At 70.4% G+C, this 19187-nt stretch carries 15 protein-coding genes and 2 pseudogenes; 11 read left to right on the top strand and 6 right to left on the bottom strand.

All coding sequences use genetic code 11. The annotated features are described in order from the left end of the window. Window positions 1-142: 142 nt before the first annotated feature. Complete coding sequence (locus AB0M63_RS24540) at window positions 143-1027, bottom strand: aminotransferase class I/II-fold pyridoxal phosphate-dependent enzyme (protein ID WP_366021018.1); 885 nt, start codon at window positions 1025-1027, stop codon at window positions 143-145. Window positions 1028-1282: 255 nt separating this feature from the next. Between AB0M63_RS24540 and AB0M63_RS24535 the strand changes: the two genes are divergently transcribed. Beyond that, the gene (locus AB0M63_RS24535; RefSeq protein WP_366020885.1) at window positions 1283-1510 is read left to right on the top strand and encodes a hypothetical protein; all 228 of its coding nucleotides are present in this window, start codon (window positions 1283-1285) and stop codon (window positions 1508-1510) included. Window positions 1511-1652: 142 nt separating this feature from the next. Here AB0M63_RS24535 and AB0M63_RS24530 read toward each other — a convergent pair. The 3 genes and pseudogenes from AB0M63_RS24530 to AB0M63_RS24520 all read right to left on the bottom strand — a co-directional run. Beyond that, window positions 1653-1880: pseudogene (locus tag AB0M63_RS24530) on the bottom strand (SDR family NAD(P)-dependent oxidoreductase); the annotation flags it as partial. A 346-nt stretch (window positions 1881-2226) separates the two neighbouring features. After that, window positions 2227-2592: pseudogene (locus AB0M63_RS24525) on the bottom strand (potassium-transporting ATPase subunit B); the annotation flags it as partial. Continuing rightward, entirely contained in the window at window positions 2553-2825 is a 273-nt protein-coding gene (locus tag AB0M63_RS24520; protein ID WP_366020884.1) for a hypothetical protein, read from the bottom strand. The pseudogene AB0M63_RS24525 and the gene AB0M63_RS24520, both read right to left, overlap by 40 nt. Before the next feature lie 822 nt (window positions 2826-3647). Between AB0M63_RS24520 and AB0M63_RS24515 the strand changes: the two genes are divergently transcribed. Beyond that, window positions 3648-5060 (top strand): hypothetical protein, encoded by a 1413-nt coding sequence (locus AB0M63_RS24515; protein WP_366020883.1) that lies wholly within the window; start codon window positions 3648-3650, stop codon window positions 5058-5060. 91 nt (window positions 5061-5151) lie between these two features. After that, on the top strand, window positions 5152-5766 hold the full coding sequence (locus AB0M63_RS24510; protein WP_366020882.1) for a DUF1707 domain-containing protein: 615 nt from the start codon (window positions 5152-5154) through the stop codon (window positions 5764-5766). A gap of 36 nt (window positions 5767-5802) precedes the next feature. Here AB0M63_RS24510 and AB0M63_RS24505 read toward each other — a convergent pair whose 3' ends face one another. Continuing rightward, entirely contained in the window at window positions 5803-7410 is a 1608-nt protein-coding gene (locus AB0M63_RS24505; protein WP_366020881.1) for a Na+/H+ antiporter, read from the bottom strand. Between the two features lie 202 nt (window positions 7411-7612). Here AB0M63_RS24505 and AB0M63_RS24500 point away from each other — a divergent pair, with 202 nt between their 5' ends. Beyond that, window positions 7613-10108 carry an ATP-binding protein gene (locus AB0M63_RS24500; RefSeq protein ID WP_366020880.1) on the top strand — a complete coding sequence of 832 codons (2496 nt, stop codon included), beginning with the start codon at window positions 7613-7615 and terminating at the stop codon, window positions 10106-10108. Further along, window positions 10108-10911 carry a DUF4118 domain-containing protein gene (locus AB0M63_RS24495; protein WP_366020879.1) on the top strand — a complete coding sequence of 268 codons (804 nt, stop codon included), beginning with the start codon at window positions 10108-10110 and terminating at the stop codon, window positions 10909-10911. Before AB0M63_RS24500 ends, AB0M63_RS24495 begins: the two co-directional genes overlap by 1 nt. Before the next feature lie 3 nt (window positions 10912-10914). On the opposite strand, the gene AB0M63_RS24490 is transcribed toward AB0M63_RS24495, so the two are convergent. Next, the gene (locus AB0M63_RS24490) at window positions 10915-11460 is read right to left on the bottom strand and encodes a hypothetical protein (protein WP_366020878.1); all 546 of its coding nucleotides are present in this window, start codon (window positions 11458-11460) and stop codon (window positions 10915-10917) included. 281 nt (window positions 11461-11741) lie between these two features. On the opposite strand from AB0M63_RS24490, the gene AB0M63_RS24485 reads away from it, so the two are divergent. The 6 genes from AB0M63_RS24485 (at window position 11742) to AB0M63_RS24460 (ending at window position 19187) form a co-directional block, all read left to right on the top strand. Continuing rightward, complete coding sequence (locus AB0M63_RS24485; protein ID WP_366020877.1) at window positions 11742-13583, top strand: APC family permease; 1842 nt, start codon at window positions 11742-11744, stop codon at window positions 13581-13583. Between the two features lie 257 nt (window positions 13584-13840). Next, entirely contained in the window at window positions 13841-13930 is a 90-nt protein-coding gene (gene kdpF / locus AB0M63_RS24480) for a K(+)-transporting ATPase subunit F (RefSeq protein WP_016434100.1), read from the top strand. A gap of 8 nt (window positions 13931-13938) precedes the next feature. Beyond that, window positions 13939-15603 (top strand): potassium-transporting ATPase subunit KdpA, encoded by a 1665-nt coding sequence (gene kdpA, locus AB0M63_RS24475; RefSeq protein ID WP_366020876.1) that lies wholly within the window; start codon window positions 13939-13941, stop codon window positions 15601-15603. Then, window positions 15600-17735: a potassium-transporting ATPase subunit KdpB gene (gene kdpB / locus AB0M63_RS24470; protein ID WP_366020875.1), complete on the top strand. Its 2136-nt coding sequence runs from the start codon at window positions 15600-15602 to the stop codon at window positions 17733-17735. Before kdpA ends, kdpB begins: the two co-directional genes overlap by 4 nt. Before the next feature lie 5 nt (window positions 17736-17740). Further along, complete coding sequence (locus AB0M63_RS24465) at window positions 17741-18409, top strand: potassium-transporting ATPase subunit C (protein ID WP_366020874.1); 669 nt, start codon at window positions 17741-17743, stop codon at window positions 18407-18409. A 94-nt stretch (window positions 18410-18503) separates the two neighbouring features. Further along, a complete protein-coding gene (locus AB0M63_RS24460) occupies window positions 18504-19187 on the top strand; it encodes a response regulator (protein ID WP_366020873.1) in 684 nt (227 codons plus the stop codon).

Raw genomic sequence — 19187 nt, 5'->3', positions numbered from 1 at the left:
CACACGGACGGCGGCACCAGCGTAAGCAGAGAGTGACGCGTGGGCACACGGGAGCGTGGTCCAGACGCGTCAAGACCCCGTTAAGAGCGGCCGGGCGGAGCGTTGCGGGAGCACCGCCTGGCCGCTCGTTGCGTGTGAGCGCTCAGCGGGGCGCGGCGATGCTGTTCTGCCGGGCCTCGCGGATGCAGGTGTCGAGGATGTCGATCGCGGTGTCGACGTCGTCGTCGCTGTGGTCCGCCATGGCCTGGAGGCGGAAGCGGGCCGCGTCGGACGCGACGGCCGGCTGTTCGACGAGGTGGGCGATCAGACCGGCGCGGGCGATGAGACCCGAGGTCGTACGGCCTGCGGGAGTGTCGCCGATGAGGACCGGGACGACCGGGCAGACGACGTCGCCCATGACCTCCAGTCCGCGTGCGGTGAGTCCGTCGCGCAGGCGGGTGGCGACGGCCGCGACGGCAGCCCGGCGCCGCGCCCCCTCCGGCGAGGTCACGATGCCCAGGGCCGCGAGGGCCACCGCCGTCTGTACGGGGGTGATGGCGCTGGAGAAGGTCTGCGGACCGCCGAACATCCGCACGTACTCCCGCGCGGACGCGGACGGTGTGGCGAGGAAGCCACCGGTGGTGGCGAACGTCTTGGAGAACGCCCCGACGACGAAGTCGACCTGGCCGAGGATCCCGTGCACCTCCGACTGTCCGCCCCCGCTCGCACCCATGGCACCGAAGTCGTGGGCCGCATCGACCATGAGCTGGGCGCCGAACTCGTGGCAGATGCCGAGGAGTTCGGCCAGGTTCGGAGTGTCGGAGTCCATGGAGAACACGCCCTCGGTGACGACGAGGACGGCGTTGCTGGTGTCGGTGGCGCGGATGCCCTTCAGATGGCGCCGTACGGCTTCGTTGTCCAGGTGGCGGAAGAACTCCACCGTGGCCCCGCTGGCGGCGGCACCCTGACGCAGCGAGTCGTGCGAGAGCTTGTCGAGCAGGAAGTGACGCTGGCCCGGAGCGGCATCACGCGATGGGGGGCGGAGCAGGGCGGGCCTGTGATCGGACGGTCGTCATTGGTTGTTGCTAGTCGCTGCTGGCCACCCTTGGACGGCCCACAGACGGCCCGGCGGCTGCTCCATAAGGCATGCGGAGGACACGCCTACCCCCTTTGTTGCATACACGGCCACCAGATGGCGAGTCGTCAGACGGCCTTGCTTCGGGCTCGCGCGGGCTGTGAGTGGCTCACGCTGCCCCGTTAGGCTCGGTTCCGACCATATGACAAGGGCGGGGGCGTTCAAGCGATGGCGAAGAAGCCGGTACGCGCCGCGGTGGGGGACGTCTGGCTCAAGTGCCAGGTCTGCCAAGGGGATCTGTTCAGAGAGCGGGGTGTCCTGCTCAACAGCACCGGCATGGAGTTCATGAAGTTGGCCTGGGCCGATGAGAACGCCACCGGCCTGATCTGCTGGCGGTGCGGTTACGTCCACCTGTTCGTCAACAAGGACATCAAGCTCTACAGAGCGGACAAGTAGCGGAGATCGCAAGATCGGGCGGGTGGGTGCTGACCTGCGTGCTGTGTGTCCTCGGCACATGTGCCGGCGTCCTTCGTTTCGTGCTGCCATGAGCCCGCGTGGTCAGCGAAGCCTCAACGACCGAGCCGAGTGTTTGGTGGTCGACCTCGTCGAGCCGGGTGAAGTCGGCGGCGTACGTGCGCAGTTGCCCGGTGCCGACGCCTGCGGTGGCGACCAGACGGTCGGCGGCGGCGCGGGCCTCCTCGGCGGTGCGGCCATGCAGCAGAACGGTGGCGCCGCGATCGGCGAGCTGCCGGGCGGTCTCGTAGCCGATGCCGGAGGTGGCGCCGGTGACAAGCACAGTACAGGACGAAAGGGTGGTGTCGGACATGATCCCATCCGGAGTTGCGGCACGCGGCACACCGCCTCACCGAGGGGGTGGCGTCACGTGCGGGAGTGAAGGGCAGGAAGCGGGGCGCCGTGTGGCATCACGGCGCCCCGGGGGATGCGGAACGCGTCAGCGGGACACGGACGCGGGTGTTTCCGCACAGCGCGGCGCACGACGGGGCGGCCGAGCGGGACTCGGCGGCCGGTCGAAGAGAAGCCAGACGCTGTTCACGTCCTCCATGGAAGCCGTGCCGCAGGGCGGGGGCAAGCCCGGCTGCCATTCTCTGATGACCCTCTGACGTGCGCATACGTGCCCTTGACGGCCGAGTCGAAGGGGTAGGGGCCGCGGCTCAGCCGAGGCCGGGCACCCCCGAGATCAACAGGTCGATCAGCTTGATGCCCACGAAGGGCAGCACCAGGCCGCCGAGGTCGTAGACGAGCAGGTTGCGGCGCAGCAGGTCATGGGCGGAAGAGGGGGTGTAGCGCACGCCGCGCCGGGCGAGCGGGATCGGGGCGACGATGATCAGGGCGTTGAAGATGATCGCGGAGGTGATGGCGGAGGTCGGGCTGTGTAGGCCCATTACGTCGAGCGCTCCCAGACCCGGACAGGTGCGCGCGAATATCGCGGGGATGATCGCGAAGTACTTCGCTACGTCGTTGGTGATGGAGAACGTCGTCAACGCGCCCCGGGTGATGCGGAGTTGCCGGCCTCCTTGCGGGCGCTGCGCAGGTCCGTGCCCCAGCGCCAGTCCAGCAGGCGCAGCGCCACCGTGTCCGTGCGTGCCCTGCGCAGCGACTCGGCCTGTGCCTTGCCCCGGCCCTCCGCGACGGCCTCGGCGAGGTTGGCGAAGACCACGGTCAGCCACAGCCAGGCACTGATGATCCAGGTGAACACGGCCGGGTGCAGCAGCGCGGACAGGGTGGTCAGCGCGGCTCCCACGGACACCACGAAGAGACGGGGTTGCTGGCCAGGGTCCTCGGGTGCAGTTTGCGCAGTGCCTCGGGGAGCGACCTGACGAGCTGGGCGGGTTCGAAGGCACCGCTCGGGGCGCAGCGCCGGGCTCCTCCTCCCGGTGCGGGGCCGGTGGTGCGCTGGGGGCGGGACGGCGGGGCCTGCTCGGCCGCGGCGGGATGCATGACACCTTCGTGGTTCGGCGCGGCATGCCGCAGGGCTCGCCGACGGACGGGTCGGTGGACGTGTGGGAGAACGCGGGTCCGGGCGGTGCCAGGGCCCCGGCACCGCCCGGAGGTGCGCGGACGCCGACGCGGGAAGACGATGGGACGTCACACGCCGGTGCCTGCCTTCGGGGCACGCACCTGGCCGCCGTGAGCCGCGTTCGGAGCGGAGACTCCGGAGCCGGTGAGGCCGTTGACGCCCCGGCCTCGGCGGCGGACCACAGGAACCTATCCGTGAGCGAGGGCCGAACAACCCTGCTCGGCATGGAATGTGCGGCTTTCATACGGGTCCGCCGCGAGCGCCGTCAAGGCTCCGTCAAACAATCCTGGCGGACCGTCAGAGGGGCGTCAACGCGGTCCTCCGACGGCCGGATCCGGTCGCAGACTGATCGCCAACGGGGGGACGGGCGACCGTCCATGGCGTGACGTGGGAGGGACCGTGACCATCACGGCCGGTACATCGCACCGACATGGGCCGGAGGCCGGCGAACAGTCGCCGGAGCCGGTGGTTGCCTCGCCGGGAGGCAGCCCCGGACCGCGGCGGCGAGGGGCGTCGCGGACGGGCGGTCCGGGGCACCTCCCGAGGCAGCGGGCCGTGGCCGCGCGGGCCGCTCTGCGTCGCCGCTACTGGGCATCCGTGCCCGCGCGGCTGCGTCTTCTGCGTGCGGCCACGGTCCTGCTCACCTGCGCCCTCGCCGTACTGGTACTGGTGGCCGGGCTGATCACCCTGGGCACCTGGAGCAGCGTGGCCGGCCATGACGCGCCCCGCACCACCAGCGCGGCCGATCTGGACCTGGCCCTGAACGACATGGACGCCCAGGCCGCCAACATCCTGCTGTCCAACGGAGACGCGGGACAGGGGCGCCTGCAGACGCCGTACAAGAAAGCCGTCGGCTTCTACGGGGACGCGCGGCGCGAGATCGGACACGATCTGCGCACCCTCGCCGTCGCCGCGCAGGGCAGCCGGGCCGACGAGAAGACCGTGGAGTCGCTGACCGACGGCTTCGCCGAGTACCAGGAGCTGATCGGCCGGGCCCTGGAGAACGACGGTCACCACGGCGGCAAGGCGGGCGCCCTGGTCGACTACCGTCGCGCGACCGACCTGCTGCGCACCCAACTCCTGCCCGCCGCACGCACGTTGGTGGCCTCGAACGACGCGGCCTTCGACGCCGAGTACTCCTCGGCGCGCTCCGGCCTGGGCACCGAACTCGCCGCCGCTCTCGCCCTCGGCGCGCTGCTGCCGGCCGTGCTCGGCGTCCTCCAGTGGTACCTGTCCCGCCGCTTCGGGCGCACCCTGAACCCAGCGGCGCTGGCCGCCACCGGCTGCACGCTGCTCGCGGTGCTTCTCGGGACGCAGATGCTGTCCGCCTCCGCGGAACAACTGCGCGTGGCCCGTCACGACGCCTTCGACTCGGTCGTCGCCCTCTCCCGCGCCCGCGCGATCGCCTACGACGCCAACGCCGACGAGAGCCGCTATCTGCTCGACCCGCAGCGCCGCGGGCAGTACGCCGGCGCGTTCCTCGCCAAGTCCCAGCAGTTGTACGGCCTGAAGGGCGCCACGCTGACCACGTACGACTCGGAACTCGCCACCACCTGGCAGGCGTACGAGACCGACCGCCACGACCTGCGCTTCACCGGCCAGTTCCGCCGCGAGCTGGACAACGTCACCTTCCCCGGCGAGCGGGCCGCGGCGGAGAAGACGGTGGAGACGTACGCCGTCTACCAGCGCGACGACCGGAAGATCCGCGCGCTGCTGGCCGCCGGGAAGGAACAGGACGCGGTGGAGTTCTGCATGGGGTGGGAGCCGGGCACGTCCAACGCGCACTTCGGGGCGTGGATGGCGGCGTTGGACAAGGTGGCCGGCATCAACCGCGCCCACTTCACGTCCTCGGTCGACGCGGGCCGTTCGACGGTCACCGACCTGCTCCCCTGGACGGTCGGCCTACTGCTCGCGGCCGTCGTTCTCACCGCCCTCGGACTGCGGCCACGGCTGGCCGAGTTCCGCTGACCGTGCCGACCGGCGAGGCCGCCAAGTCGGCGGCCGGGCCCGGTCATTCGCGCTCGCCCGGGGTGCGGGCCGGGTCGTAAGGTACATGGTCATGAGCATTGAGGAGCCGAGCCACCCGGCCGAGCGCGATCCGCTTCTGCTGCGTGTCTCGCATGCGGACCGCGACCGGATGGTGGAGATCCTGCGGGACGCGGCGGCGGACGGCCGGCTGGACATCGATGAGCTGGAGGAGCGGGTCGAGCGTGCGCTCACCGCGCGCACCTTCGCGGATCTGGCGCCGCTCACGGAGGACCTGCCGGTCGCGGCTCCTGCTCCACCGGCCGTCCCCGCGCCCGCCTCGACGGCCGGGGAGGTGGAGCGATGGCAGGTGCACGGCGAGCGGCTTCTCCGGGAGGGCGCATGGACGGTGCCGCGCGTCGTCGAACTCGATGTGCACGGTGGCTCGGCGCGACTGGACTACACGTTGGCGCGGCTGCCGGAGGGCGGGCAGAGCACGCTCCGTGTATCGACGCACGGCGGAAGTGTGCGGCTGACGGTGCCACCCGGAATCGCGGTGGACCTGAGCGGGATCTCCACGTACGGCGGACGGGTTCGTGACAACGCCTCGCGGCACGCGGTGCCGGGGGCAGCGGTGACGCATGTGATCACGGTGACGGGATCGACGCACGGGGGGAGCGTGCGGGTGGAGGCGTCGGGCGCGAAATAGCGGGCGAAGCCGTTGCCGGGCGCGTCCGCCGACCCCCTACGCATCCGTCAGCCGGGCCTCCTCCAGGTCCAGGGAGCGCTGCAGCCGGCGGCGGGTGGTGTCGCTGATGGAGCGGGCGTCGTAGAGGCGCTGGAGCTCCACTGTCTCGACGGCGATCAGGTCGAGGCGCAGCTGACGGTAGACGAGGTCGGCGGATGCGGTGGCGACCGAGGTGCCGTTCTGCTCGGTGAGGCGGTCGCGGGCGTCGTCGAGGCGGGCGTTGAGGCCGCGGCGCAGCCGGTCGAGGGCCACGTCCGGTACGACCTCCAGCTCCGCGAGTTCCTCCAGGCGGGCCAGGCCGGCGTGGGCGAGACGGGAGCGGGCCTCGGTCTCCTCGCGTGCGGTGTGGTCGGGTTCCAGGGCGATGCCGGAGCGGCGGACGACCGGGGCGAGGGTGAAGCCCTGGACGACGAGGGTGACGACCACGACCGAGGTGGTCAGGACCAGGACCAGTGGCCGGTCGGCCAGCGGGGTGCCGTCCTTCATGACCTCCGGGATGGACAGCGCGGCGGCCAGCGGCATCACCCCGCGGGTGCCCGCCCACGTCAGCACCATCGGAACCCGCCAGTTCACCCGGCCCAGGCCGCCCTTGCGCTGCACGACCGCCGACAGGGGCGCGATCCACAGCATGCGTACGGCGACGACCGTGGCGGCGACGGCGAGGGCGTACAGCGGCCAGGCCCGGTCGCCGTGGGCCAGGGCCTGGACCTGGTCGGGAAGCGCCAGCCCGATGAGGCTGAAGACCACGCTCTCCAGAAGGAACACGACCGTGCCGTAGACGGCGTGCAGCTGGAGGCGGATGCGGGCGTTGGTGAGCCGGTCGCCCCGGCCGCCGAGGACCACACCGGCCACCACGCAGGACGTCACTCCCGAGGTGTGCGCGACCTCCGCCAGCAGGTAGGCGGCGTACGGGGTGACCAGGGCGATCACCGTTTCCAGCACCGGGTCCTCGGTACGGCGCCGGATCAGGGCGATCACTCCGGCGACGGCTGCCCCGATCACCGTGCCGCCGCCCGCGAGCACCAGGAACTCGCCCCCGGCCGCACCCCAGTTCGCGGCGGCGGACGCCACCGCGATGCCCGCCGCCACCCGCACCAGCACCAGCGAGGTCGCGTCGTTGAACAGGCTCTCCGCCTGCACCAGCACCTGCACCCGGGGCGGGAGGGCGAGCCGCCGGCCGAGGGCGGTGACCGCCACCGGGTCGGTACTGGCCAGGATCGCGCCCAACACGAACGCCATCTGCCAGGACAGGGGAGTGACCAGCGCGGCCACCGCCGCCACGGCCGCCGCGGAGGCCAGCACCAGGCCGATGGCGAGGATTCCGACCGGCTTCCACACCGCGCGCAGCTCACGCCAGGGCATGTCCTCCGCGCTCGCGTACAGCAGGGGCGGCAGCACCACCAGCCCGATGATCTCGGGGCTGATCTCGATATGCGGGGTACCGGGCAGCAGCGCCACCGCCAGACCGGCGACGACCAGCAGGGACGGGGCGGGAATGCGCCACCGGCGCGCGAACGTGGCGACCATCGTGGCGAGTACCACGAGTGCGAGAACCGTACCGACGCTGCGCATGCCGTCCCCCTGGGGCTCTCGGAGAACCGCCATGGCTCCCCGGTCGACCAGACTTCCCGGCACACCTGACCCTTCCCTATCGGTGGCAGGGCACGTCAAGACAGTGTCAAGTTCTCCGGGACCGGCGACAAGGAACCGCTAACAGTCGCGCGGGCCGCCCCGCGAAGCGGCTTCCTTGGAGGAGGACCCTTGCGTGCAGGGGAGTTGACCAAGTGAGCGGAGCGCGTCGGCGGCGATGAGTGACGTACGGCCCGGACGACTGAAGGTGTACCTCGGGGCGGCCCCGGGGGTCGGCAAGACCTACCGCATGCTCGACGAGGGGCGGCGCCGCGCCGCGCGCGGTGCCGACGTGGTGGTGGGGTTCGCGGAGTGCCATGGACGACGGCTCACCGAGGCGATGCTCGACGGCCTGGAGGCCGTGGAGCGGGTCCGTTGCGCCTACCGCGGCGGCGAGTTCGAGGAGATGGACCTCGCCGCGGTTCTCACGCGCAGCCCGCAGGTCGTGATCGTCGACGAGTTCGCCCACAGCAACGTCCCCGGCGACGGCCGCAACCCCAAGCGCTGGCAGGACATCGAGACCCTGCTCGACGCCGGCATCGACGTCGTCACCGCGCTGAACATCCAGCACCTGGAGTCCCTCAACGACGTGGTCGAGAAGATCACGGGAGTGCCGCAGCACGAGAGGGTCCCGGACGAGGTCGTACGGCGCGCCTGGCAGATCGAGCTGGTCGACATACCGCCCGAGGGGCTGCGCCGGCGGATGGCGCACGGCAACATCTACGCCCCGGAGAAGATCGACGCGGCCCTCGCCAACTACTTCCGGCCCGGAAACCTCACCGCGCTGAGGCAGTTGGCGCTGCTGTGGGTGGCCGACCGGGTCGACGAGGCACTACAGGAATACCGCTCGCAGCACGGCATCGGCGGGGTGTGGGAGACCCGGGAGCGGGTGGTGGTCGCCCTGACCGGCGGGCCCGAGGGGGACACGTTGATCCGGCGGGCGGCCCGGATCGCAGACCGGTCCGCGGGCGGTGACCTGCTCGCCGTGCACGTGGCCCGCAGCGACGGGCTGGCCGCCGGGGTCTCGCACGCCTCGCTGGCCAGACAGCGCCGGCTGATCGAGGACCTCGGCGGCAGCTACCACTCGGTGGTCGGCGACGACGTCGCCACGACCCTGGTGGAGTTCGCCCGCGCCGAGAACGCCACGCAGCTCGTGCTCGGCACGAGCCGCCGCGGCCGACTGGCACGGTTCCTGACCGGGCCCGGCACGGGGGAGACCGTGACCGAGCTGTCCGGCGACATCGACGTCCACCGGGTCACCCATGAGCGCGCCGGACGCGGCACCCTGCTCCCGTCCCGGCGGCGTACGCTGTCGACGGCCCGGCTGATCGCCGGGCCGGTGGCCGGCCTGGTGCTGCCAGTACTCCTTACGATCGCCCTCGCCCAACTGCGAGGCACTCTCAACCTCACCAGTGAGGCGCTGCTCTTCGTGCTCGCCGTGGTGGGCGTGGCCTGCATAGGCGGGGTCACCTCCGCGGTGATCGCCTCGGTGACGGCCTCCCTGCTCCTCAACTACTGGTTCATCCCGCCCATCGGGCAGTTCACCCTGGACGACCCGAACGCACTGCTCGCCCTGGCGGTCTTCGCGGTCGTGGCGGCAACCGTGGCCGCGGTAGTGGACCGCTCCCTGCGCCTGTCGCGCCGTTCCGCTCGCGCGACGGCCGAGGCGGAGACCATGTCGTCCCTGGCCGGCAGCATCGTGCGGGGCGAGACGACGATTCCGGCCCTGCTGGAGCGGACGCGCGAGACCTTCGGCATGGAGTCGGCGGACCTGGTGGAGGATCCTCCCGACGCGCCCGGCGTGACGGCCGTTCCGGCGGGCCCCGGCGCCTTCCTCACGCTGAGCGGTCGCACCCTGTCGTCGTCCGAGCGGCGGGTGTTGGCCGCGTTCGCCGCGCACGTCGGTTCGGCGGTGGAGCGGGCCCGGCTCGCCGAGGCCGCGGCCGAGGTCGAGCCGGTGAAGGCGGCCGACCGGCTGCGTACGGCGCTGCTGCGGGCCGTCGGCCACGACCTGCGCACCCCGCTCGCCGCGGGCTGGGCCGCCGTCACCTCGCTGCGCAGCCGGGACGTCGAGTTCTCCCCGGAGGACCGGGACGAACTCCTCGCCACAGCCGACGAGTCCATGGCCAAACTCAACCGCCTGGTGGAGAACCTCCTCGACCTCAGCCGCCTGGAGGCGGGCGCCCTCACGCTGAACCTGCGTCCCACCTCACTGGAGGAGGTGCTGCCCATGGCACTCGCGGACGTGCCCGGAGTGGACGTGGTGGGCGTCGAGGCGATTCCGCCGGTGCTCGTCGATCCGCCGCTGCTGGAACGGGTGCTCGCCAACCTGGCCGGCAACGCCGACCGCCACACCCCGCCCGGGAAGAAGGTGCTGGTCACCGCAAGCGCCCTGGCGGGCCGGGTGGAGCTGCGGGTCGTGGACCGGGGGCCCGGCCTGCCCGCCGACGGCCGGGAACGGCTCTTCGAACCCTTCCAACGGCTCGGCGACACCGACAACACCACCGGCCTCGGCCTCGGACTCGCCCTCGCGCGCGGTCTGACCGAGGCCATGAACGGCACCCTCACCCCCGAGGACACTCCCGGCGGCGGACTCACGATGGTCGTGTCGCTGCCGCTCGCCGCGCGGAGCGTGGATGCCGAACCGACGGAGCACAGCGTAGGAGGTGCGTGATGAGCACGATGACCAGCGCGTGGAAACTGCGCCGGAGCAGGACCCGGACCACGCCCCGGACCTGGCCGTCGCGGGACCGGCTCGCCCTTCCGGCGGGCCTCGCCGGCCCCTTCCTGGCGGCCCTCGTACTCGTGCCGTTCCGCACCGACGTCTCGCACACGAACGCCGCGCTCGTCCTCGTCGTGGTGGTCGTCGCGGTGGCCGCGCTGGGCAGCCGTACGGCGGGTGTGCTCGCGGCGCTGTCGGCGGCGGCCTGGTTCGACTTCTTCCTGACCCGGCCGTACGAGACCTTCGACATCACGGCGTCCGCCGACGCGGAGACAGCGGTGCTCCTGCTGGTCGTCGGTGTGATCGTGTCCCAACTGGCGGCTCGCGCCCGCCGTTTGGAGGTCATCACGGTCATGGACGCGGCCCACCTCTCGCGTATCCACCGGACTGCCGAACTGGCGCAGTCCTCGGGCTCCGCGGACACCGTGGTCGACCACGTCCGCCGTGAACTCACCGACCTGCTCGGGCTGCGCGCCTGCCGCTTCGAGTACGGCACCCTCATGGGGCAGCCGCCCCGCCTGCACAGCGACGGCGGCGTGACGGTGGGCAGGCGCTCGTGGGACGTGGACACCGCCGGCTGGCCCGAGGGCGAGATCGAACTGCGTGCCTACGGCAACGGCCACTACCTCGGCCGTTTCATGCTCGCTCCCGGCCCCGGGCCGGTTCCCCCGCTCCAGGCCCGGCTCGTGGCGGTGACGCTGGCCGACCAGGCGGGATCGGCGCTGGACACTGCTGGACCGGTCAGAAGGGGCTGACGCTCACTCGAGGCCGGAGGCTTCGAACACGGCACGGGCGGTCTCGCGGTCCACGCGGCGGGAGATCTGCCGCAGGACGGTCGTACCGCACAGCAGGATCCCGTCGGCGGCGGCCTTCCGCGTGCCCTCGTCCAGGCGGCACCACAGCTGAGGATTCCGCACCAGGACCTCGGGGTCGATCTCGACGTGGCCACCCAACGCGTCTCGCAGCAGGACCCGTTGGGAGCTGCCGTCCAGGCAGCGGACGGACACCAGAAGATCCGTCCGCACCCGCCGCTCCCGCACCAGCCGGCGCGAGGCCAGCCAGTTCCCGCCCGCGGACACCCGGTCGGGGCACAGCACGACGAACAGCAGCCCGGCGAGAGCGAACCACAGCGCGGCACGCCACAGGGTGAGCCGGCCGGAGCCCCAGTCGATCAGGAGAAGGAGGGCGAGCAGTACACCGGCGCAACGGACGGTGCTCCACAGCTCCCGCGCCCACTCGGGGTCGTTCGTCGCCTCGCCGGATCCGTCGGGCGGCTCTCCGCGGACGTGGTCACGGCGTCCCATGACGCTGACGCTAGTGAACCCGGGAGTCGGATCGGCACGCCTTGACACGGCTCTGACGGAGATCCAGCGCTTCCTTGCCTCCCGATCATGGAACGCGTCGCCCGGCGGGCCGCTCGACGGTCGCCCGCGTCACACGCCCGTCAAGAGCGCATCAAGGTCGGCCCGTTGGGCGCGAAGATGCCGCAAGGAAGCGTCGCATGAGGCCGGAGACGGACAGAACCTGGTTGCTGCCGCGCATCTCAGCCATCGTGCGCGGCCGAGGCAAGAAGGAGCCCGCACCCATGTCCGTCCTCACCACCGAGCCCAACGCCGTCCCCGCCGGCGACGAGCCGCCTGATACCGGCGAGCGCCACCGACTCACCGCCGTCACCGGCCTGGCCGCCCTGTCGCTGGACGCGATGGCGTCGGTGGCCTACGGCCCCGAGGCGATCGTCCTCGTGCTGGCCGCCGCCGGCGCGCACGGACTCGGCTTCACGCTGCCGGTGACGCTCGCCATCGCCGCCCTGCTGGCGGTGCTTGTTGCCTCGTACCGGCAGGTCATCGCGGCCTTCCCGGACGGCGGTGGCTCCTACGCCGTGGCGAAGACGCACCTGGGCGCGCGGACGAGCCTGGTGGCCGCGGCCTCGCTGGTGCTGGACTACGTCCTGAACGTCGCCGTGGCCGTCACGGCCGGAGTCGCGGCCCTGACCTCGGCCTTCCCCGGGCTGTACGACGACCGGCTGTGGCTGTGTCTGGCGGTGCTCGCTCTGATCACGGGCGTGAACATGCGCGGGATCGTGGAGTCCGCCAAGGCGTTCATCGTGCCGACGGTTGTCTTCGTCGGGTCGATCTTCGTCCTCATCGCCGTCGGTCTGTTCCGCTCCCACCCGGTGAGCACGGCGACTGCCGCCGGTCACGCCTCGGTGGTCGCCGACAACGCCGGCACAGTGGGGGCACTGCTCCTGCTGAAAGCTTTCGCCTCCGGCTGCGCCGCGCTGACGGGCGTGGAGGCCATCGCCAACGCCGTCCCCTCCTTCCGGGCCCCGCGCGCGAAGCGGGCCCAGCGCGCGGAGGTCGCCCTCGGCGCCGTCCTCGGCCTGATGCTCATCGGCCTGTCCGTACTGATCGGCCGTTTCCACCTCCAGCCGGTCGAGGGCGTCACCGTCCTGGCCCAGCTCGCGGACGCCTCCTTGGGCCACAACTGGGCTTTCTACGTCATCCAGTTCGCGACGATGATCCTGCTCGCCCTGTCCGCGAACACGTCCTTCGGCGGTCTGCCGGTGCTGTTGAAGCTGCTGGCCCGGGACAACTACGCGCCGCATGTCTTCGCCCTGAAGGCCGACCGCCAGGTGCACCGGCACGGCGTGCTTGCCCTGGCCGTCGTCTCGGCCGCGCTGCTGGTGTTCTCCGGCGGTGATACCAACACCCTGGTCCCGATGTTCGCGATCGGCGTCTTCGTCGGCTTCACCGTCGCCCAGGTGGGCATGGTCCGCCACTGGCGGCTGGAACAGGGGAGGGACTGGCGGGGCAAGGCGCTGCTCAACGGCTTCGGTGCGCTGCTCACCGGTGTCGCGGCCGTCGTCGTCACCCTGGAGAAGTTCGCAGCGGGCGCCTGGCTGGTGGTGATCGCCCTGCCGCTGCTGGTGGCCGCCTTCGAGACCGTGCACCGGGCCTACGACCGGATCGGCGAGCGGCTCGGCCTCGGACGCGTACCGGAGAGCCCGCACCGCGAGCGCTCGCTGGTGATCGTCCCGGTCTCGTCCCTGTCCAGGCTGACCTCGGAGGCCCTTACGGCCGCCTCCTCCCTCGGCGACGATGTGCGCGCGGTGACCGTGTGCTACCCGGACCCCGAGGACCGGGTAGCCCTGCACGCCCTGGAGCGTTCCTGGGCCGCATGGGACCCGGGCATCCCCCTCGTCCGGCTGACCTGCGAGCGGCGCAGTCTGGGCCGCCCCATTGCCGCCTACGTCCGCGAGGTGACCGCCGCCGAGCCGGGCACGCGCGTCACCGTGCTCATCCCGGAGGCGGAGCCGGAGCGGCTGTGGCAGCGGCTGCTGCAGAACCAGCGGGGCGCGGTCGTCGCGCACGCCGTACGGCGGGAGACGGACGCGGTGATCTGCCGGCTCCGCTTCCGGCTGCTGTAGCCGGGGCATCGACCGTTACGTCGCCCCTACTCGCCGGTATGGATCAAGGGTCGTAAGAGTTCCGTCAAAGCCGCGGGCATCGCCGTAAGAGAGCCGTAAACGGGTGACCCGATCCGGCCAAAGAGGCGCTTTCCTCTACTCGTCCCTGTTCATCGAACCTCACCCCAGGAGTTCGCGATGGCCGATCTGGCCTTCGTCGTCACCACGATCGCGGTCTTCGCGTTGGTGGCCCTCGTCGCCAAGGGGGTGACGAAGCTGTGACCGCCGAGAACATCGTCGGCCTCGTCGTGGCCGTCGCCCTGCTGGGCTATCTCGTCCTCGCCCTGATCTTCCCGGAGAGGTTCTGAGCCGCGACATGGGTCCCGTCCTCGCAGGCGTGCTTCAGTTGCTCGCCCTGATAGGCGCGCTGGCGCTCGCCTACATTCCGCTCGGTAACTACATGGCCCGGGTCTACTCCTCCACGCGGCATCTGCGGGTGGAGAAGTGGATCTACAAGGGCATCGGTGCCAATCCCGACACCGAGATGACCTGGCCCGCGTACCTGCGCGGTGTGCTGGCCTTCTCGGCGGTCAGTGTTCTTTTCCTCTACCTGCTCCAGCGTCTGCAGGGCATCCTGCCCGGCTCGCTGGGCTTCTCGTCGGTGAATCCGGCGCAGTCGTTCAACACGGCCGTGTCGTTCGTGACGAACACCAACTGGCAGTCGTACTACGGCGAGCAGACCATGGGTCACGTCGTGCAGACCGCCGGCCTTGCCGTGCAGAACTTCGTCTCCGCGGCCGTCGGTATCGCTGTCGCGGTGGCTCTCGTACGGGGCTTCGCGCGCTCCCGCACCGGTGAACTCGGCAACTTCTGGGCCGACCTGGTGCGCGGAGTCATCCGCATCCTGGTGCCCGGCGCCGCGATCGCCGCGATCGTGCTGGTGGCCTTCGGTGTCATCCAGAACTTCTCCGGCATCCACGAGGTCGGGCAGTTCATGGGTGGGCACCAGCAGTGGAACGGGGGTGCGGTCGCGTCCCAGGAGGCCATCAAGGAGTTCGGGACCAACGGCGGCGGCTACTTCAACGCCAACAGTGCCCATCCGTTCGAGAACCCGACGCCGTTCACCAACCTGTTCGAGATCTTCCTGCTGCTGGTGATCCCGTTCTCGCTGACCCGCACCTTCGGTGTGATGGTCGGCTCGGTCAAGCAGGGTTACGCGATCCTCGCCACCATGGCCACCATCTGGGTCGGCTTCGTCGCCCTGATGATGTGGACCGAGTTCGCCCACCACGGCTCGGCGCTCCAGGCAGCGGGAGGGTCGTACGAGGGCAAGGAGACGCGGTTCGGCGTCGGAGCCTCCTCGATCTTCGCGGTGTCGACCACCCTGACCTCGACGGGCGCGGTGGACTCCTTCCACTCCTCGTTCACCGGTCTCGGCGGCGGGATCACGATCCTGGGGATGCAGTTGGGCGAGATCGCGCCCGGTGGTACCGGCTCCGGCCTCTACGGCATGCTGATCATGGCGGTCATCGCGGTGTTCATCGCCGGACTCATGGTCGGCCGCACGCCCGAGTACCTCGGCAAGAAGATCGGCACCCGCGAGATGAAGCTCGCGGCCTGCTACATCCTGATCACCCCGGCCCTGGTGCTGATCTTCGCGGCGATCTCCATGGCGCTGCCGACCCCGCCGCACTCGATGCTCAACTCCGGCGCGCACGGCTTCTCCGAGGTGCTGTACGCCTTCACCTCGGCCGCCAACAACAACGGCTCGGCGTTCGCCGGTCTGAACGCGAACACCGACTGGTTCAACACCATGACCGGACTCGCGATGCTGCTCGGCCGCTTCCTGCCGATGGTGTTCGTACTGGCCCTGGCCGGCTCGCTGGCCGACCAGCGGCCCGTCCCGGAGACCGCGGGCACCCTGCGCACCCACAAGCCGCTCTTCGTGGGCCTGCTGGTGGGCGCGATCCTCATCATCACCGGTCTGACCTACTTCCCGGCCCTGGCGCTGGGCCCGCTCGCCGAGGGGCTGGCGTCATGAGTACCCGTATAGAGAAGTCAGAGGACTCGATGTCCACCACCACTCCGACCAGGGCGCCGCACAGCGATGTGCCGACCGGTCACAAGTCTCCCGAGGGACGGGTCGGCGCGGGTCTGTTCGACCCGAAGCAACTGATCAAGTCTCTGCCCGACGCCTGCCGCAAGCTCGATCCGCGGGTCATGGTCAAGTCGCCCGTGATGTTCGTGGTGTTGGTCGGGTCCGTCCTGACCACGGTGTTCTCCTTCAAGGACCCGGGCGACTGGTTCGGCTGGGCGATCAGCGTCTGGCTGTGGCTGACCGTGATCTTCGCCAACCTGGCGGAGGCGGTCGCCGAGGGCCGTGGCAAGGCGCAGGCCGACACCCTGCGTAAGGCCAAGACCGACACCGTGGCGCGCAGGTTGCTCACGGACGGCTCCGAGGAGGAGGTTCCGGGTACCGAGTTGAAGATCGGTGACCTGGTCGTCTGCGAGGCCGGCGACGTCATCCCCGGTGACGGTGACGTCGTCGAGGGCGTTGCCTCGGTCGACGAGTCGGCCATCACCGGCGAGTCCGCGCCCGTCATCCGTGAGTCCGGCGGTGACCGCTCGGCCGTCACCGGTGGCACGAAGGTCCTCTCCGACCGCATCGTCATCAAGATCACGACGAAGCCCGGTGAGACCTTCATCGACCGGATGATCGCCCTGGTCGAAGGTGCCGCCCGGCAGAAGACCCCGAACGAGATCGCGCTCAACATCCTGTTGGCCTCGTTGACGATCGTCTTCCTGCTCGCCTGCGCCACGCTGCCGCCGTTCGCGGACTATGCGGGCACGCACCTCACGATGATCGTCCTGGTGGCCCTGCTGGTCTGTCTGATCCCGACCACGATCGGCGCGCTGCTCTCCGCGATCGGCATCGCGGGCATGGACCGCCTGGTCCAGCGCAACGTACTGGCCATGTCCGGCAGGGCGGTCGAGGCCGCCGGTGACGTCTCCACCCTGCTGCTCGACAAGACCGGCACCATCACCCTCGGCAACCGCCAGGCGTCCGAGTTCGTGCCGGTGAGTGGTACCACCGAGGCCGAACTGGCCGACGCGGCGCAGCTCTCCTCGCTGGCCGACGAGACGCCCGAGGGCCGCTCCATCGTCGTCCTGGCGAAGGAGAAGTACGGTCTGCGGGAGCGCCACCAGGGCGAGTTGACCCACGCCGAGTGGATCGCCTTCACCGCCCAGACCCGGATGTCCGGCGTGGACGTCGACGGGCGCAAGACCCGCAAGGGCGCGGCCGGTTCGGTCATCGCCTGGGTGAGGGAGCAGGGTGGCGAGGTGTCCCCGGACGCGGACACGCTGGCCAACCGGATCTCCGCGGCGGGCGGTACGCCGCTGCTGGTCGCCGTCGAGGACACCGAAGGCGCACGGGTGTTGGGCGTCATCCATCTCAAGGACGTCGTCAAGGCGGGCATGCGCGAGCGGTTCGATGAGCTGCGCCGCATGGGGATCAAGACCGTCATGATCACGGGTGACAACCCGTTGACCGCCAAGGCGATTGCCGAGGAGGCCGGGGTCGACGACTTCCTCGCGGAGGCCACTCCCGAGGACAAGATGGCGCTCATCAAGCGGGAGCAGGCCGGCGGCAAACTGGTGGCGATGACCGGCGACGGCACCAACGACGCGCCCGCGCTCGCGCAGGCCGACGTCGGCGTCGCGATGAACACGGGCACGTCGGCCGCGAAGGAGGCCGGCAACATGGTCGACCTCGACTCCAACCCGACCAAGCTCATCGAGATCGTCGAGATCGGCAAGCAACTCCTCATCACCCGGGGCGCGTTGACGACCTTCTCGATCGCCAACGACGTCGCGAAGTACTTCGCGATCATCCCGGCGCTGTTCGCGGCCGTCTACCCGGGCCTGGACAAGCTCAACATCATGGGCCTGTCGTCGCCGAACTCGGCGATCCTGTCGGCGGTGATCTTCAACGCGCTGGTCATCATCGCGCTGGTGCCGCTGTCTCTGCGGGGTGTGCAGTACCGGCCGGTCAGCGCGGACAAGATGCTGCGCCGCAATCTGACGATCTACGGCATCGGCGGGCTGATCGCCCCCTTCATCGGCATCAAGCTCATCGACCTGCTCATCTCCCTCATCCCCGGAATCGGCTGATCAGCATGAACAACTCGGTTACGAACACGGCCCGGTTGCTCTGGGCGGGCCTGCGCGCGCTGCTCGTGCTGACCCTGGTGACGGGCGTCATCTACCCGCTGGTCGTCACCGGCATCGCCCAGGCGGTCTTCCCCGGCAAGGCGAACGGCTCGGAGATCAAGGCGGACGGCAAGGTCGTCGGCTCGTCCCTGATCGGGCAGTCGTACAACCTGCCGCTGAAGAAGGGCCAGACGACTCCGGACCCGGACCTGAAGTGGTTCCAGGGCCGCCCGCAGAACGGTCTCGGCAGCAACAGCGTCAACACGCAGTACTCGTTGATCCTGTCCGGTGCCACCAACCTCTCCGCCGACAGCAAGGTGCTCCTCCAGCAGGTGAAGGACGCCAAAGCCGCCGTCATCAAGGACAACTCGGTGCCCGGCTACACGGTCAAGGCGTCCGAGGTGCCAGCCGACGCGGTGACGTCCTCCGGCTCCGGCCTGGACCCGGACATCTCCCCGGCCTACGCCGAACTCCAGGTCCACCGCATCGCCGAGAAGAACGGGCTGTCCGTCGCCCAGGTGCAGAAGCTGGTCGACGAGCACACCGACGGCCGCACCCTCGGCTTCATCGGCGAGCCCACGGTGAACGTGCTGGAACTCAACATCGCGCTCAAGGACCTCGTAGCGAAGAAGTGACGGCCTTACGCGACCCGTATGGGAGTCGGCGGCCGGGGAAGCGTCCCGGATTCGCCGGCTCCCACCGCCATGAAGACAGGAGAGGCACACCCCCATGACCCGGGTGCTCGTGGTGGAGGACGACCCGCAGCTCGTACGCGCCCTCATCATCAACCTGCAGGCCCGCCAGTACGGAGTCGACGCCGCCCCCGACGGCACCACGGCACTCCGGCTCGCCGCCGCACGTCAGCCCGACGTGGTCCTGCTCGACCTCGGACTGCCCGACATGGACGGCGTCGACATCATCAAGGGCCTGCGGGGGTGGACCCGTGTGCCGATCCTGGTGCTGTCGGCCCGGCAGGGCTCCGACGAGAAGGTCGCCGCGCTCGACGAGGGCGCGGACGACTACATCACCAAGCCGTTCAGCATGGACGAACTCCTGGCCCGGCTACGGGCCGCCGTCCGCCGGGTCGAGGACGTACCGCTCGCCCCGACCACCACCCTGGTCACCACCGACGACTTCACCATCGACCTGCTCGCCAAGCGCGCCACCCGAGAAGGCCACGACATCCGCCTCACTCCCACCGAGTGGCATCTGCTGGAGGTCCTGATTACCAACCCTGGGCGCCTGATCACGCAGAAGTACCTGCTGCAGGAGGTGTGGGGGGTGACCCAGAGCAACAAGACCAACTATCTGCGCGTCTACATGGCCCAGTTGCGGCGCAAACTGGAGACCGACCCCGCAGACCCCCGCTATCTGATCACCGAGCCCGGCATGGGCTACCGCTTCGAAGGATGA

This window comes from Streptomyces sp. NPDC051576 (assembly GCF_040681835.1).
In the GTDB taxonomy this organism is placed as follows: Bacteria; Actinomycetota; Actinomycetes; order Streptomycetales; family Streptomycetaceae; genus Streptomyces.
This window is presented reverse-complemented; position numbering and strand designations above follow the sequence as displayed.